We start from the raw sequence: 14,490 nt of genomic DNA on the forward strand, positions 1-14,490 counted from the left end.
CGACAGCGGGCAGTGGCATTCGGCCGATTGGTTAGAGAATTCGGATAGTCTGGGCATCAACGATCTGCTGCCCAATGTTTCCGAATACCGGGATGCCGTAGGCCCCAAGATCCAGCCGGCCGGGGTGCGTGTCGTCCGTGGACCAGATCCGCGTGGCGTACGAAACCTCGATCACCGCGCCGGCAGCCGGAACATCGGACGTGAATACCAAGCGATACGGCTTCTGCTGCAGGGTGTCGTTGCTAAGCGACGGTTCCGCGACCCCCGAGGCCCAGGAATAGGCGTAGCCCCCTTCGATGTGCACGCCCTGGTTGGTGCGGTCGACACCGTCCACCAGGATCTGCGGCATGTGGATCATCCGCGCCGTCGGCACGCTGCCATTGGGCATGTACAGCGGGTAGCTGGCGGCTCCCGTCGATGCGGTCCCTTGGCTCGTCGTGATATACAGCCGGCCAGTCTGGGGCTGGTTGTATTGGAAGCGGTTCGTTGCGTCGTAGAAATCCACGAAGCCCCAGCCCTTGGTCCGCGCCAGATCCATGCCCAGCTCGCGATACCCGAACAGGCGGCGGTGGTGATAGTTCGGAGCGCCGCAGGTGGCGATGTGCACGCGGCAATCCGGATTCTCGTCCTGGACAATCTGCACGCACTGCTCGACCTGGGAAACCCACGTCGGCGCCGCCTTGACCATTGCCCAGTCGCCAACCAGGCCGGCGAGGCTGTCGGCTTGCGCAAAGTCATCGGCGCTGATCGGACGTTTGAACGTCGCCACGCCGGCTGCGTAGGTATCGATCAGCCGTACCGCGACGCGGCGATGGTCGCCATGGAAGGAGCCGATGATCAACGCATCCCCGGCAGCCGCCGAAATGGTGGCGCCGGCGGTGTTCAACGTGATGGACTTCGCCGCGGCCGCAGCGATGGGGATCCGGTCGTCCAGCACCGTCTTGTTCGGGGACGTTCCCGTGATCGAGCTGAAGTAGTTGCTGCTCTCATCGTCCTTCAACTGCTGCGCTGTGACACCCGTGCGCGTAACCCATCCCTTCGTGACGTGCGTAAGCCAATCGTCGTTGGTACTGGATTCCATCAGGAAAACGTCCGATCCCCATTCCGCCACACGTTCGATACGGTTGAGGAGCACATCGCTAGTCAGGAACAGTTCTGCCGACCAACCGCCGATGCCCGCATTCATGATGTGGTGCATACGGTTCGTGACGAAGTTCAGGTCCAGCCGAGGCGTGCCGCCCGTGGCGCGCGGATCAAGGGCGCGCACGACCAGGCGAAAATGGCGCTGCTTGGCCTCACCCAACATATATGTCACGCACGCGCGCGGATCGCTGTCTCGAAAACCCAGGCCACTGCTCACACTGGCAGGCTGCGTTGTGTCTTCCGACACGGCTCCGTCGCCAAACGGCGACTCGAGCGGTGTGCTCAGACCCTTTCCGGTGTTGCCCAGCGTCCCGCGCATATAGCTGATCGACTCGCCATAGCTGTAGGTGCAGACGATCGGGCCGCTCGGCGCGTTCCGGAACCAAACCTGATGCACCACGGCATTCAGCGGCACGCTGTAGGCTCGCGTGATCATGTAATCCCAACCCGGAGGGATTGCAGCTCCGCTGCCCTGTGTGTTCATGCCGCCGACGAGTTCGGAACCGTTGACCGTAACTACGTGGTCGAACGTGAAGCCGCGCGCGAGCGGATATTTCAGGTCCGCACCGTTGCCAGAAAAGTTCTCAGTATCGGTGCCGAACGGCCCGTCGTTGTATGTGCTAAAAGTGCCGAACAGCGCATCATCAACATAGAGGTCGACCAGGGCTGCCCCGTCGTTACCACGTTCACGGCACAGGTTCACCGTCAGCTCATCGCCCCACAAGTCGAATTCAGCGGACGCATTGATACCTTGCATCCGACGCGCCGATCCCAGCCACAGATTCGGAGCCACGATCGATGCGGCCGAAGGCGCGAGCAAAGAAGCGTGGATAGACGTTGCGGCGCGCGTACGCAAGTAAAGTTCGATACCTCCCACGTAGCTCAATTCGCCCAGGTATCCCTGCCCCCAGTTGATACTGGATCCCGCCGTAGCTACCCTAATCGCCCGCGCAAGCGGACGCATTGAGGCTTGGGCATTCGCCCCACCCCCACCGCGGTAAACCAGTTGCGCTGCGCGCTCGGGGTCCGGATAGCTCGGATCAATCACCAGATTCGACACAACGCTGGTAACGACAAACGGGCCCGTCAAAAGCGACCAATTGATAGTCACAGAGCCAGACACGCCGCTGCCGTTTCGCTCGGAAAGAGGAACGGTCTGAATACCAGTGGGAGCGATCCCCGGATCGTCATACCCCGCTACGGTGCCCGCCCCGTCATGGATCAGGATTCGGTTTCCATAGGACTGATCCTTGGCGACGACGCTCACCCGGTAGTTCTTGGCGCTATCGACGCCATCCAGCCAGATGCCCCGGATAGCGCTCGTCGCAGCACGCCAGCGCTCATTGCCAGCCAGCACCAGATTTCGATAGTCCGCGCGGAGCCAGGATGGCAACATGCCCCGGTCGACGATCTGTCGAATCGCATCCAGCTCACGCGTCCGAGCGATCCGGAAAAGGCCGAGCGACGCAGAGTTGAGGACGCCCGTGCTGGTGATTTCGCGGTAGTCGATATCCAGGTATGCCCGCAGCGAGGCGTCATTCGCCACAGACCCGATGACGACGCGCGTCAATCCGCTGGCGTTGCGGGCGATATCCACGGCACCAGTATTGAGGACCGTCGCACCGTCGCTCAACTTTGCGATGGCGATCCGATCCTTATTTGTCGGATCCTGGTTGCAGATAACCGAGATCAGGTATCGCTCGTTGGGGTCGCCGTTTTCGATGCGGACCGACTTGATAGCCAGCGCCGCCTCGATACGCTTTTGTGTCGGCAAGAACCAATCGGTTTGACCAGAGCCGCTGAGATTGAGCACGGATGGATCCAGCCACGGGCAAGCCTGCACGACCCGCAACAGACTGTTGACGCGCGGCACGCTCGCTGGCTGAATTCCCGACCACAGCCAATCCGCCCCATTGAAAACGTAATAGCCGTTCTTGGACGCGTCCGAATCGTTCGTGACCTGCCCAGTCGTACCCGCGGGCGAGCTCGTATCGCTATTCATCGCAGCCGCAGTCAGGTAAGTGCGTAAGTTGGCGGCACCCGAGGCCACTTCCAGCACTTGCTGCGTCAGTGTGGCCAGGTTCTGGACATCATTGCCAACCCGATTGACGTTCGGCTGCCCGACGCTTCCCGTGGCATACCTATCGAGCGTTTCGGCATCCAGGCTGCCGTTGATCAATTGCTGTGCGGTGAGGTATCCAGCCATTTGGAACTCGCAAAAAAAAGCCCCGCACGGGGCGGGGCTCATTGGGTTTGGTGAAATCTAAGCGTGAAAATCGAGATCGTTCTGGTAATACCTGGCGTCGTAGTTGATCGCCTTTAGCGGGATAGTCCCGTCGTCGTTCGGTGCGCCCTTCTCGTCGACCAAAAACGGCATTGCCTCCCGGGGGCTGGTTCCCTCCCCAATGATGTAAGTCGTCGGGTTGTAGCCCTCACCCCGCAGGATGATTGGTGTCCGCGGCTCACGTTCCAACAGGGCAAGCCGAGCACTTCCCCCAGATTGCACCGCCATCGTCTCAATGGTGGCGTCGCTGCTCTGAAGAAAAATGCGGTAGGTGCCGCCCGGCTTCCAGTCATAGGGCTGCGACAAGGCGACGAGCCTGCCGTCGTCCTCTGCCACATCCACAATCTCACCGTCGCTTCCCTGCGCCCGCGTGTTATCTGCGACCCGGATCCGTTCGGACACCGCAAGCAGATTGGCCTCCGGCAATGCGTCGAACTCCGTCACTACATCCTGAAACTGCAATTTGTTCCATGCGCGGTACGCATGGATGTAGGCTTGCTCCCTGACACGCACACCCACCGAGTCGTACCGTTTCGGATTCACTGCCGACCGGTCCTCCGGCAGGTAAATCGTCACCTGGGAATCGTCGTCGGGGTCAATCCACGGATACTCGATACCGTCGTTCTCCATCGCGCTGCCTTCGGTCCGCGTTTCGGAACCGGGCAACTTGTTGCGATGGTTGAACTGCAAAGAGGCATCTTCGGAGGCGCGCTCGAAAAACAGCTTGATCACGCTTCCGCGACGATATGCGCGACAGAACACCGCCTGCGCGATCATGTCCAGCGTTTCCTCGAACGACAGGTTATCGCTATCGATCGTGTAGTTGAACTGCGCCACGTCGACACCGAAGTAATCGCGGATCGCCTGAGCCGTGGCATAGATGTTGTCGAAGTCCACTTCCGCCGGCGCCCTATTCCCGATAAGGGGATCCAGGCACACGGCCGAAATGATGTCCGCGACATCGGTGGTCGGATACAGCTCCGTCGTGAACGTCGACCCTGACACCCTGCGCGGCAGCTTGCGGGTCACCAGCAGATTCAGCTTTCGTTCCTTGACGGCTAAGGCGCCGTCCGTCGCAAACGTCACCGACTGCACCGTAGTCACATCCCCGAAATGCGTGCGATCAACGGCAGAGCAAGCGTACAGGTCGCGCCATTGGATTTCGTCCACGACGCTGCCCTCAAAATCCGTGTCCGAATTCGTCAGGCGACGCGCGCGCATCTGCCAGCGCTTACTGGGTTCTCCGCCCAGCTCCACGTCAAGCGTGTCCGCCCGCACCACCTTCGTGACTGCCGAGCCCCGGATCTCCCGATTAAACGCCAGCACGGGTCCGTACGGGTTGCCGTTTCCATCGACGCGCTGAGCCTCAAACCTATAGACCACATCGCGTCGATACTGCTGCCGCCCGTTGTCCTTGTATAGGCCATTGAGCGCAATGACATTGGCGATCACCCGCGTAATGGGCTGCACGCTCTCCACCGTGAACCATCCTACCCAACGCTCTCCCGTCGTGGAGATAGTGGGGTTCATGACCACCGAGACTCCACCATAGTCGTTCTGCAAGGTGTCCCAGGCCGGGTTTACCGCGCTCGGGTTGTCAAGCGTCAGCAACGATGAGGTCAGGGTATTGATCGTGTACATGCCCGACAGGTCGAACTGCACAATGTCAGACGGCCTGGTCAGCGTAGGCGTGCCCGAGACGACATTCGGCGCCGTTCGAAAGGCCGCCCATGCTGCTGAATTCTGCGTTGTGTCCAGCCGGACCGTAGTTTCACCGGCGGCAAAGCTGGCGGAAATGACTCCATAAATCCCCGTCACGTTCCCGGTCGCCGTGTAGTCGAAATCACCGTCGCCGCCGGTATGATCAGTCCAGGAAACCGCACCATTCGAAAGCGTCACCACCTGACCAGCTGACCACTCGGCAGCATGATTGCCTTCGAAAGTCACTTCACCCCACGCAGGACGCATCGCGCTATCTGTCCGGAACGTTGCCCCTTCCGGCGGGCTAAACGAATATGTCCCCTGCGTCTGCGCAGCACCCTGAATCGAAATTACCTCTCCCGCAATGAACAGCTCGGTGAAATCGAGTTCACTATCCTGCGAGACAACTTCGTTAGGCGATCGAAACACCATACCGCGGCGGATCGCACTGCCCACGTCCTGCGGCTGCAGCACCTGGCCATTGACGCTGTTGATCCGCTTGCTGGAAATGACAGGCTGGTTGATTGCGTTGCCGATGCGCAGCTGCGGCGCGTGCCCGCTGTTTGGCGACGTGAACGGCGCATATACCTCAACGGACGCCCCGGCGATCTGCGAGATGGGCGTCGTGTCGTCCCGTGCATCGTGGATCGCGTAGGCGCCACGCCCGATACACATGAAGGCGATTTCCTTTTCAACGTGGTTCTCGAAGATCTTGTACGGCTGGGCCAGCAGATCAGCCGTCGACCGTACTTTGCCCAGAATATCCGGCACCCGCCCATTCACCCGCGCCTGATTCGTGCGCTCCGAAAGCCCATTGTTCGGCGATTCCTGCTGCACGTTTCGTGCGGTGGCGTTGGGCGGATCGGGCGTCAAGATTGACGTCAGGATCATCGAGGCAGTTGACGCCGCCAATGCGACAGCTATCGCCGTCCACGTCAATCCCTCTCGCGGAAAGACTTCAACGACAAACGGTCCAGGCATTCCCCGCAGTGCGGAGACCTCAAGCGGGTCCTTGGGCGTAACCACAGTTTTCGTAGCCATATCGGTGATACGCGCACCCGGCGGGAAACGCGGCCCCAATTCCGCCTTCAAAAACGAAAGCAAGTCATTGACTTGGTGCGTTTCCATGGCTCTATCGGGAGCTCGGTACAAGAGGACAGTGATCACAGATAAAACCTCATGTTTATGTAACTGGCTGCCAAAGCCTCAATCAGGAGAAACTGGGCTCCGCCCTCGGTTAGGTGGAGCAGCCGCCCACGCAAACACACGCCGATATGGGATCCTCCGCCCAACGCCTCCATAAGCACCAACGACGGCTCAACCGTCGGGCCACGCTGGCGTCGCAGATCTCGAAACAACGCGGACAGCCGACCGGCCTGAAAATCCCATTCCTCGACCTGGTGCAGCCGTGCGTCCCCCGTCAAGTGTTCCCAGGCATCAGCCGCAAAGTGCAGGCAGTTGTACGTCTTGCGGTCGTATTCCCTGGACAAAAGAAAGTCGATACTCATAAGAACCCCCGCAGCATCGGAAACTCGTCCGACCGATACACTCGCCCGGTCTTGCTGACATTGACCTGCGGAGCAGCGGCATCGAACTGCGAACCCTCCGGCGACCGCGTGATCGTGCGGGCCTGCAAGACTACCGGACCAAACATCGGCCTTTCCATGCCGTCGGACCGATACGACCTGTAAACCACCCTGGGTGGAGATGTCCGCAACGAGCCAGCCGCACGCCCCCGCTGAACCTCATCAGGCAGGATTTCACCCAGGTCGCCAAAGGTAACGGTCATGCCAAAATCGAGATTCCCACGATCCTCCAACAGCTTGAGGCCCAGGGGAACGTACTGAAAAAACACCTGCTCGCCGGACTCCAGGCGCGCCCAGAAACCTTCGCGATACTTCGCCTGCACGCGCCACACCTGGGAGAAATCCGGCTGGCTGATCTCCAGGGTGGGAACCTCTGCGGTACTCGACGGCGCCCCGAAAAAGAAGTTGACCCACTGGTCGTCATTGGATTCAGGCATGGGGCAGATCCTCGTTTACGAGCTTGCCAAGAAGATCCAGGATTTCCCTCGCCGCGGCGAAGCTTCCATAGATCGTGAGCATCATGATTAGCGATCCCCAGTAGTCCAGCTCGCCCACCTGCAGATCGGGCATGGGCTGCACTTCTAAGGTGGCCGAAACCGTATAGAACCGCCCTTCCTTCGAAACGAGCCTGACCGACCCAGGGATGAAGTTCGCGACGTAGCGTTCAGTTTTATGGGTATCCAGCCGCAGGTCGATCTCGAAGGCCTCCGCCCCGTTGCGTCGATAGTTCCGCACGAACCCCATGAACATCGAGTACCGCTCATCACGCAGTCGCCACAACGCCGACACCATATGGGGGCTACCCGAAAGGTCGGCCCGATATCGCCCGGGCCCGCCGTCCAGTGGCGTGCGGATCGTGCCGTCACCGATGTCGGCCGAATATCCTGCCATCAGTGGGCAGAACGGTAACAACGGCCTCATGATCTCTTCCTCGACGTTTCAAAATTTGAAGTAAGGGACTTCGACGCCCGCGAGTTCGCCTGACCGAACTGCCTTTGCATGATGCGCGGGGTCTTCGATTCGATGCGCCGATCAACCTCGATCAGCAGTTCCCCGTCGCTCATCCGCTGCACATCAACGTCCCTGCCGCCATAGTTATTGACCGTGACCCGAGGCTCTCCCCAGCCGCCAGAAAATCCGGAGCCGAGGGGCGTCACATACCCGCCGCTCCCGCCTTCCATAAGAAAGGTGTCCCGCCCTTTTGTGTAAAGCTCCGGGCCGCGCTCGTTCACCTGGTAGAAAGACCCAGGCATCGTCGGACCGCCAGACGCCCGCAACCCACCCCACGAACCAGTCATCCCGCTGACATTACCGACCGCAGTGCCGCCCGAGGTATACGACGGCGAAACGGACATGCCGCCACCGAGCCACCCGGCGATTCCATTGAACAGCCCGCCCAGCAGCCCCCCCACTTCGCCGCCCTTCCCGCCGTAGCTACCAAACAGCAGCTTGCCCAGCTTAGACGCCAGCAGGTCCGATCCCATCCTTGCAAGCATGTCCGCGAACTTCAGACCGATGTTGTCGAACTTTCCAGTCAAAACGGAATAGATCCCGTCGCCAAACGTCGACTGAATGTTCCGCGCGCCCTGCTTGGCGAATTCGTCCATTTCATCGGTGGCCGCGCCAAACTGCTTGACCATCTTTTTGTAGGCGTCTTCATACTCCGGTGTACCGACTTGCAAGTACTGGCCCAGCAGCGCCGCACCGTCGGCGATCTTCCTGGACTTCGCCCGCTCCGGGTACAGGGTGTCCATGAGCCGACCGTATTCCTCCAGCTGCTTTTGCGCGCCCTTGATGGCGTCCTGCTGCTCATTGAATGCGTCGGTTGCCTCAGCCAGGCCGATGGCTTGCTGCTTTTCGCGCTCGGTCCGGAACGTCAAGGTGCCCGAGGCAATGCTGGCAAACAGCTTTTCCGCTTCGGTCTCACGACCAATCAGGGCCAACCGCACTTTCATTTGGGCGATGTAGCGCGCGCCCTCGTCGAGCTTTTGAGCTCCGCTCTTAGTTTCCCCCGTAACAACCACAGGCGCGGTCACAGGAACGTCGCCCGCCCCGAGAATGTCGATGCCCCAGCCCTTCATTTCCTGGTCAATGCGGGCCTGGGCGGCCGCAATCACGCGTTCCGCATTTCGCAACTGCTCGCCGAGTTCCTTTTCCCCGACGCCGAAAATCAGCGACTTAGCTTTTGCACCCGTATCTCCGCGCTTCAGCGCATCTATCTCGCCCTGGATCGACCGGCGCTGCGCGTCGTACTTCGTGAGCGCTTCGAATGGGTCGCTGCTGCCAAAGAGCGAGTCATACGCCGTACCCTGGATTGCCCCAAGAAAATCGCCCAACGACTTCCGGGCCGTCATCAGACGTTCGATGTACGTGTTCAGCACCGGCAGCGAAGCGGCCGCGAGCTCGTTGAACGCGCCTTTCGCCAACCGCTGCAGATCGTCCAACGAGTCGTTGAACTGCGCGGCCGCATCGACCACGTCCTCGCCGACAACAATGCCGAAGTCTCGCGCTTTCGCCGCGGCGTCATCGAAACCCTTGGCGCCGCCATTGAGCATGACGATCATGTCTGCGCCCGTCTTGCCGAACACTTCCTGCGCGATCGCCGTCTTGTTGGCCCCATCCTCCATTCGGGCAAACCTGTCAGCCACATCCCGCATCACGGCGTCGGCCGACCGCAGCTTTCCCGAGCTGTCCGCGACTTCTACACCCAACGCCTTGAAAAGCGCGACCTGGGCTTTGCTGCCCGTATTGGCAGCTTCCATATTTTTGGACAGCGTGCGGATTGCACCGTCCAGACCTTCCACCGACACGCTGGAAAACTCCGCGTAGTAGGAGAGTTCCTGCAAGGTTTCCGCACCGATGCCAAGCCGCTGGGTGCGATCAGAGACGGAGTCCATCTCATCGATCGCACCCTTCACGGCCGCCAGCGCCTGCCGCGGGATCTCCTGCAACTGACCGACGATTCCCTCGGTGATGCCGGCCCAGATACCCGCAATCCGCCCGACATCGGCCGCCATGCTCCGGCGGATGTTCTCCATCGTGCGCTGAGCCGCGTATTCCGACCGGCTCAGGCCCGAGCTAAATTCGGTCGTGTCCAGACCCAGCAGCATGTTCAGCTTGCCGATCGCGCCGCCTGCCATGTCATTCCCCTGCGGGACAGCCCCCGCGTTTAATTGCTTCGCTACATCACGACGTCGGCATCCATCACCAACGCGTCGACATCCCCAGCCCCGCCGCCACCAGCGGACCAGAACTGCATAACGTCGTTCACGCCGAACAACTTGTTGCCAGAACTGCGGGCAATTACCACCGCAAGCTGAGCAATGCGATAGTCATCGCGCCACAGACCGAACGGCTGCTTTTCGTAGTACTGCTCAAACTCCATCAGGTGCCTTTCGGGCATGGCCTCGATCTCGGATGGGAGCTTTCCCAGCGCAAGGCACAGCAGCAGCTGAAACTCGCGCCGGGGCGTCAGTTTTTTTCCGACGGTTCCTCTTCCTCATCGCTGGCCGTGGACAAGAACTCTTTGCCCAAGCTGTTGATGAACTCGAGATCAGCCTCGTCGGAGGGGTCGAAGACCCGATTGCCGCCCGCATCGCACAGGCGGTGCGCGATCCGCGACGCCATCGCGTACGGATCCGTGATCTGTTCAAGCTGGAGCTGCACCTCCATGGGCTCGTCGTGGTTGAGGTCTATTCCGAGCTTCTGGGCGATTCTGACTTTGCGTCGGCGGGCGTCCTGGAAATAGGCGTTGGCCTCACCCACACTCATATCCGTACGCAGATAGGCCCGTTCGCCCAACACCTTCGTCGGCTTGAACGTGGGCCGCTGTTTCAGAATCAGGTCGCGGAGCTCCTGGGCGGTAAATTCGTTTTCTGCCATAGTCCCTCCTTACGCGCCCGTGACTGCCGGGAACCAAACCTTGGAACGCGCGCCGCTGACCGGCGGCGTCTTCTTGATCGTCACGCCGCCCGTGAAAAACGCGCCCGTGGAGCCGTCCATCCCGATGCCCGTCTGGATGTAGCCATGAACCAGCACCGTTCCCTGACCATTCGTCAAGCGCAGGCGGGACCAAAAGAGCGTCGTTTCGTCGTCCAGCTTCTGCAGGGTCTGCTGGCCCGTGGTTGCCGGTGCCGAATTGAACTGGAGCGTCAGCGCGCCAGGCGTACGCATGCCAGGCTCAGATTCTTCCTCGTCGTCCGAGCACATCGTGGTCGTCGGCATTTCCGCACGCGTGTCGCCCGCCTCGCTGTAATTGGTCAATTCGCAAATGTTGGTAAACACGCCGCGGCTTGCCGTGGTGTCAGCCAGGGAAAGGACGTAATCCTCGCCGTTGCTGCCGACGAGTTCAAACGTGTCAACGGAGAGGCTTTTGACCGCGTAGGTGGCGTCCACGCTTTCATGCAGGCCAGAAACCTTTACCACGTCCCCCGACGCATAGCCGTGGCCGACGACGGTAACAACGATCGGCTTTGCCTGGGTTGCGTTCGTGATGACCTTCGAGGCCTCCAGGGAGGTCTGTACGGCGTATCGCGAGCCGTTGAATCGCGTGGTTTTACCCTTAGACATTTCATGCACCTCAGTTTTGATTGCCCAGCGGGCGGAGAAATTTGGTTTGAAGCGGCGCCGCTATTAGGGCGCTGCCACCTGATATACGACTAGGCACCGGAACAGCCGGCCATCCTCTTCGAAACTGTGCTCGATCGAGATCCGTTCCCAGCTCTCGAAAGCCGTTTCAATCGCCCCACAAACGGGGCCATCCTTCGCGCCGAGTGCAGCAACCTCGTCGAATTCCGAGCCGTAGACATCGACCTGGATCCGATGGTCATCCAGATCCGAATCGCCGCAATTCGTCGAGGCCGGAACCGCGTATGAACTGAACCGTATCGCCGGCCACGATTTCAGGTCTTGGGGCAGGACGACCGGGTACGCCCGGTCGTCCACCAGCGCGCCCAGGACGGGCCCAAGGACTTCTGCGACGCCCATTACTTCACCTTTCCGTGTGTACGGCCCACGCCGGAAGCTTCCGCCTCCAAGCGCGTTCCGAGCTGGTCCGCGGTCTTCTTCGCGGCCTCAAGCTTTTTCGAATCGAAGGCCCGGGACATCCACGGATTGGCCGGGATCTTCGCGGTGCCGAAATGAACCATCCACCAGTAAAACGGGTCGTCCGGGTTCTGACTGCTGTTGCGGCCCGTCGCCTGCTTGAATGCCGCGATCTTCTTGGTGCCGATGCCTTTCACCCAGACAACTGCCTCGAATGACCCGCTGCGCTTGGCTATCGCCTTCACGCGCGTGGCCGCCCGGACAGTCCCGGGCTTGCGGTGCGGATGAGGTTCTTTGAGAACAGGGGCCTGAGCCTTGGCTTCCTTCTGCAAGACCCGGCCGCCGGCGGATACCGCACTGCGTCCGATCCGCTTCTGCAGGCGGTTGTTGAGCTCTTTAAAGGCCAAGCCCATTTCCCGAAGGCCGGTCATCTTCACCTTATCGACCATCACTTACCCCGCCCGACTTCGCCATGATTTCCCACATGTCGCCGGCCTCTTTCACATTGGCCACCGACACAATGCCCAGCACCGTTGAGACAAACACCACGCGCATCGTTGGATCAAGCGGGAGGCCAGGTTGCACCCGCATGACGATCTTGGTGTCCATGTCGGCCCGCACCTGGGCGCCGGCCGCGTAGTACTCGCGGCCCCGCAATGGCTCCACAGATGCCCAGTACTCGCCCTGGGGATTCGATGGCGTGCCGGCGGGGACCCAGCCAAGGAGCCTTTCTGCGCCGCTCGGCGTACGTTCAACTTGGCGCCGCTCGATGCGGATCCGCTTGTTCAGAGGGCCGGCCTTCATACACCTATCCCGATTCGATACGGCATCAGCAATGCCCGAAAGGCAGACGATGACACCGGTGCGCCTGGCTCGCGGTTCGCGTACAGCGCGCCCAGCTCCAGCTTGATCGCCGCATTCACCGATTCGGGCACCGGCTCTTCGATCGGCTCGCCATCTTGGTCCAGCACGGGTTCACCGTCGCTGTCCAGGCGCGGCCAGGGAATAGGCCGACCGAGATAGTTCGATGCGGACTCAACGGCGGCGGCCAGCAAGGAAGTGATCAGCGTGTCATCGGCGTCAAAATCGACGCGCAGATGCAGCTTCGCTTGCTCAAGCGTTGGGGTTGGCATTGGTTCCACCCTGCGTCTGGACCGGCGGAGACTTGGCCGTTTCGGGCGCCGGGCTTGGCTTCGTGCTGGGCGCACGCGCCGGCTTCGTTGAGGGGTGACGTTCGGGCTTGCTCTGCATCTGGGTTCCTTCAGCGCCCTTGGACGGCAATGCCACCAGCCCATTCGCCGCCAGATCCTTCGCGCGGCCGTCCGGAACGTTCAGTGTCTGATTAGGCATCGCCCAGTTGCCGCCATTAAGGAATGCTTTGATAACAGTGACTTTCATGCTTTCGCGGACCGGGTTTCCCCGGTCCGCCCTAGTTAACGCCCCTGGGCGCGGTTTACGGCGTCGGCGCTTCGAACGCGCCGAACACGAACGACTCCGGCCGGTAGACGGCGAGCGCGACTCGCTCTTCGCCGCGGATCGTCACCATGTTCTTGCGGAAGTTGTCACCGTCTTCCGTCGACACCTCGACGGCGGCGTCTTCGCGGTCGAAGACCTGGGCGGCCATATCGAACGCCCCGACGAGGAACGATCCGGAGGGCATTGCCGTGGTCTCGACCACCGGCAGGCGCCACATGCGCGGCTGGCCGCCTTCGACGACATTGACCCAGATGTAGCGGCCGTTGGAGTCGGTTTCCAGTTCGATGTCGGCCCAGTCGATCGGGTTGAGTACGATGCCGCTGGCGCGGTACTCGGCCAGGCGTACCTGCAGGATGGCCCGACGCAGTGTCTTGATCTTCGTGTCGCCGGCCTCGCGCAAGTCGTCGTCGAAGTCCGTGGCCTGCGGGATCAGACCCAGCAGATTCTGCGCCGTGCCATCGCCGGCCAGGATCTGCTGCTCTTCCACGTACTGCAGGCCGTAGCGCAGGCGCCCGTCGATGTAGCTTTGCAGCAGCGGGATGTCGGCCAACACCTGCTTGGAAGCGCGCATCCAGTGCGCGATCGTGCGAACGGGCGTCGTCTTCAGCTCGAACGACAGGTCGGACTGGGGCTTGTCAGCGCCTTCGGCGACGGGCGCTGCCATGTTCTGGAAGCCGCTCTCCTGCACGAACTCGATCGAGTCCGACGACGTGCGACCCGGCATCAGCAGGTCGCGGATAGTCATCGGACGATCCGGGCGGCTGATGATGCCCGGTACGCGCGTGGGCTCGATGGCTGCACCGACGCCGCCGGTGCCCGAGGTGGTGCTGGTGATATTGGTGACTGCCTTCAGGCGCATGCGCGCCGTGCCACGCCCCTTGCTGGACAAGGACTTGTAGTCGTCCGTATCGGTGAAGGTCTCGCCCACCGACTTGATGCGATCGCCGTCATTGGTCTGGCGACGCGCCAGCTTCTGCTCGAGCTCGAGCAGGCGGTCGTTCATCTTGATGCCTTCGCTGGAGATCTTTTCCAGCGCGGTCTTGGTCTCTTCCGAGACCTTGCCCAAGGTCTTGATTTCTTCGGAGGCCTTTTCGGCGAACTGCTTGATTTCGTTGTCGCGTTCGGTCAGCGCTTTAACGAGTTCCTTCACTTCCAGGGTGTCGCCACCGTCATTACCGCCCTGGGCGGCCTTACGCTGGAGACCCGAGGCAACAGCGATGGCCAGGGCTGATTGTTCGAATTGACTGATACGCATGA

Annotated in this window: 15 protein-coding genes; all 15 read right to left on the reverse strand. The window is 61.0% G+C overall.

Annotation, left to right across the window (positions count from 1 at the left end; genetic code table 11):
• Positions 1–31: 31 nt before the first annotated feature.
• Complete coding sequence (locus tag HG262_RS04695; protein ID WP_169269951.1) at positions 32–3,349, reverse strand: hypothetical protein; 3,318 nt, start codon at positions 3,347–3,349, stop codon at positions 32–34.
• Between the two features lie 57 nt (positions 3,350–3,406).
• Positions 3,407–6,256, reverse strand: a complete 2,850-nt coding sequence (locus HG262_RS04700) for a host specificity factor TipJ family phage tail protein (protein ID WP_169269952.1) — start codon at positions 6,254–6,256, stop codon at positions 3,407–3,409.
• 35 nt (positions 6,257–6,291) lie between these two features.
• Positions 6,292–6,636, reverse strand: a complete 345-nt coding sequence (locus tag HG262_RS04705) for a hypothetical protein (protein WP_169269953.1) — start codon at positions 6,634–6,636, stop codon at positions 6,292–6,294.
• Positions 6,633–7,151 (reverse strand): hypothetical protein, encoded by a 519-nt coding sequence (locus HG262_RS04710; RefSeq protein ID WP_169269954.1) that lies wholly within the window; start codon positions 7,149–7,151, stop codon positions 6,633–6,635. Before HG262_RS04710 ends, HG262_RS04705 begins: the two co-directional genes overlap by 4 nt.
• Positions 7,144–7,635 carry a hypothetical protein gene (locus tag HG262_RS04715; RefSeq protein WP_169269955.1) on the reverse strand — a complete coding sequence of 164 codons (492 nt, stop codon included), beginning with the start codon at positions 7,633–7,635 and terminating at the stop codon, positions 7,144–7,146. Before HG262_RS04715 ends, HG262_RS04710 begins: the two co-directional genes overlap by 8 nt.
• Positions 7,632–9,854 carry a hypothetical protein gene (locus HG262_RS04720; protein ID WP_169269956.1) on the reverse strand — a complete coding sequence of 741 codons (2,223 nt, stop codon included), beginning with the start codon at positions 9,852–9,854 and terminating at the stop codon, positions 7,632–7,634. Before HG262_RS04720 ends, HG262_RS04715 begins: the two co-directional genes overlap by 4 nt.
• Positions 9,855–9,895: 41 nt before the next feature.
• Entirely contained in the window at positions 9,896–10,117 is a 222-nt protein-coding gene (locus HG262_RS04725) for a DUF4035 domain-containing protein (protein WP_211186964.1), read from the reverse strand.
• A 68-nt stretch (positions 10,118–10,185) separates the two neighbouring features.
• A complete protein-coding gene (locus HG262_RS04730; protein WP_169269957.1) occupies positions 10,186–10,596 on the reverse strand; it encodes a hypothetical protein in 411 nt (136 codons plus the stop codon).
• Positions 10,597–10,605: 9 nt separating this feature from the next.
• Entirely contained in the window at positions 10,606–11,283 is a 678-nt protein-coding gene (locus HG262_RS04735) for a phage tail tube protein (protein ID WP_169269958.1), read from the reverse strand.
• A 63-nt stretch (positions 11,284–11,346) separates the two neighbouring features.
• Complete coding sequence (locus HG262_RS04740) at positions 11,347–11,700, reverse strand: hypothetical protein (RefSeq protein WP_169269959.1); 354 nt, start codon at positions 11,698–11,700, stop codon at positions 11,347–11,349.
• The gene (locus HG262_RS04745; RefSeq protein ID WP_169269960.1) at positions 11,700–12,206 is read right to left on the reverse strand and encodes an HK97-gp10 family putative phage morphogenesis protein; all 507 of its coding nucleotides are present in this window, start codon (positions 12,204–12,206) and stop codon (positions 11,700–11,702) included. The genes HG262_RS04740 and HG262_RS04745 overlap by 1 nt, the downstream gene beginning before the upstream one ends.
• On the reverse strand, positions 12,196–12,561 hold the full coding sequence (locus HG262_RS04750; protein ID WP_169269961.1) for a head-tail adaptor protein: 366 nt from the start codon (positions 12,559–12,561) through the stop codon (positions 12,196–12,198). Before HG262_RS04750 ends, HG262_RS04745 begins: the two co-directional genes overlap by 11 nt.
• Entirely contained in the window at positions 12,558–12,890 is a 333-nt protein-coding gene (locus HG262_RS04755) for a head-tail connector protein (RefSeq protein ID WP_169269962.1), read from the reverse strand. Before HG262_RS04755 ends, HG262_RS04750 begins: the two co-directional genes overlap by 4 nt.
• Positions 12,871–13,155 (reverse strand): hypothetical protein, encoded by a 285-nt coding sequence (locus HG262_RS04760; protein WP_169269963.1) that lies wholly within the window; start codon positions 13,153–13,155, stop codon positions 12,871–12,873. Before HG262_RS04760 ends, HG262_RS04755 begins: the two co-directional genes overlap by 20 nt.
• Positions 13,156–13,210: 55 nt before the next feature.
• Positions 13,211–14,488 (reverse strand): phage major capsid protein, encoded by a 1,278-nt coding sequence (locus HG262_RS04765; protein ID WP_169269964.1) that lies wholly within the window; start codon positions 14,486–14,488, stop codon positions 13,211–13,213.
• Between the last annotated feature and the right edge of the window lie 2 nt (positions 14,489–14,490).

Source organism: Achromobacter sp. Bel, from assembly GCF_012928505.1.
Lineage (GTDB): Bacteria > Pseudomonadota > Gammaproteobacteria > Burkholderiales > Burkholderiaceae_B > Achromobacter.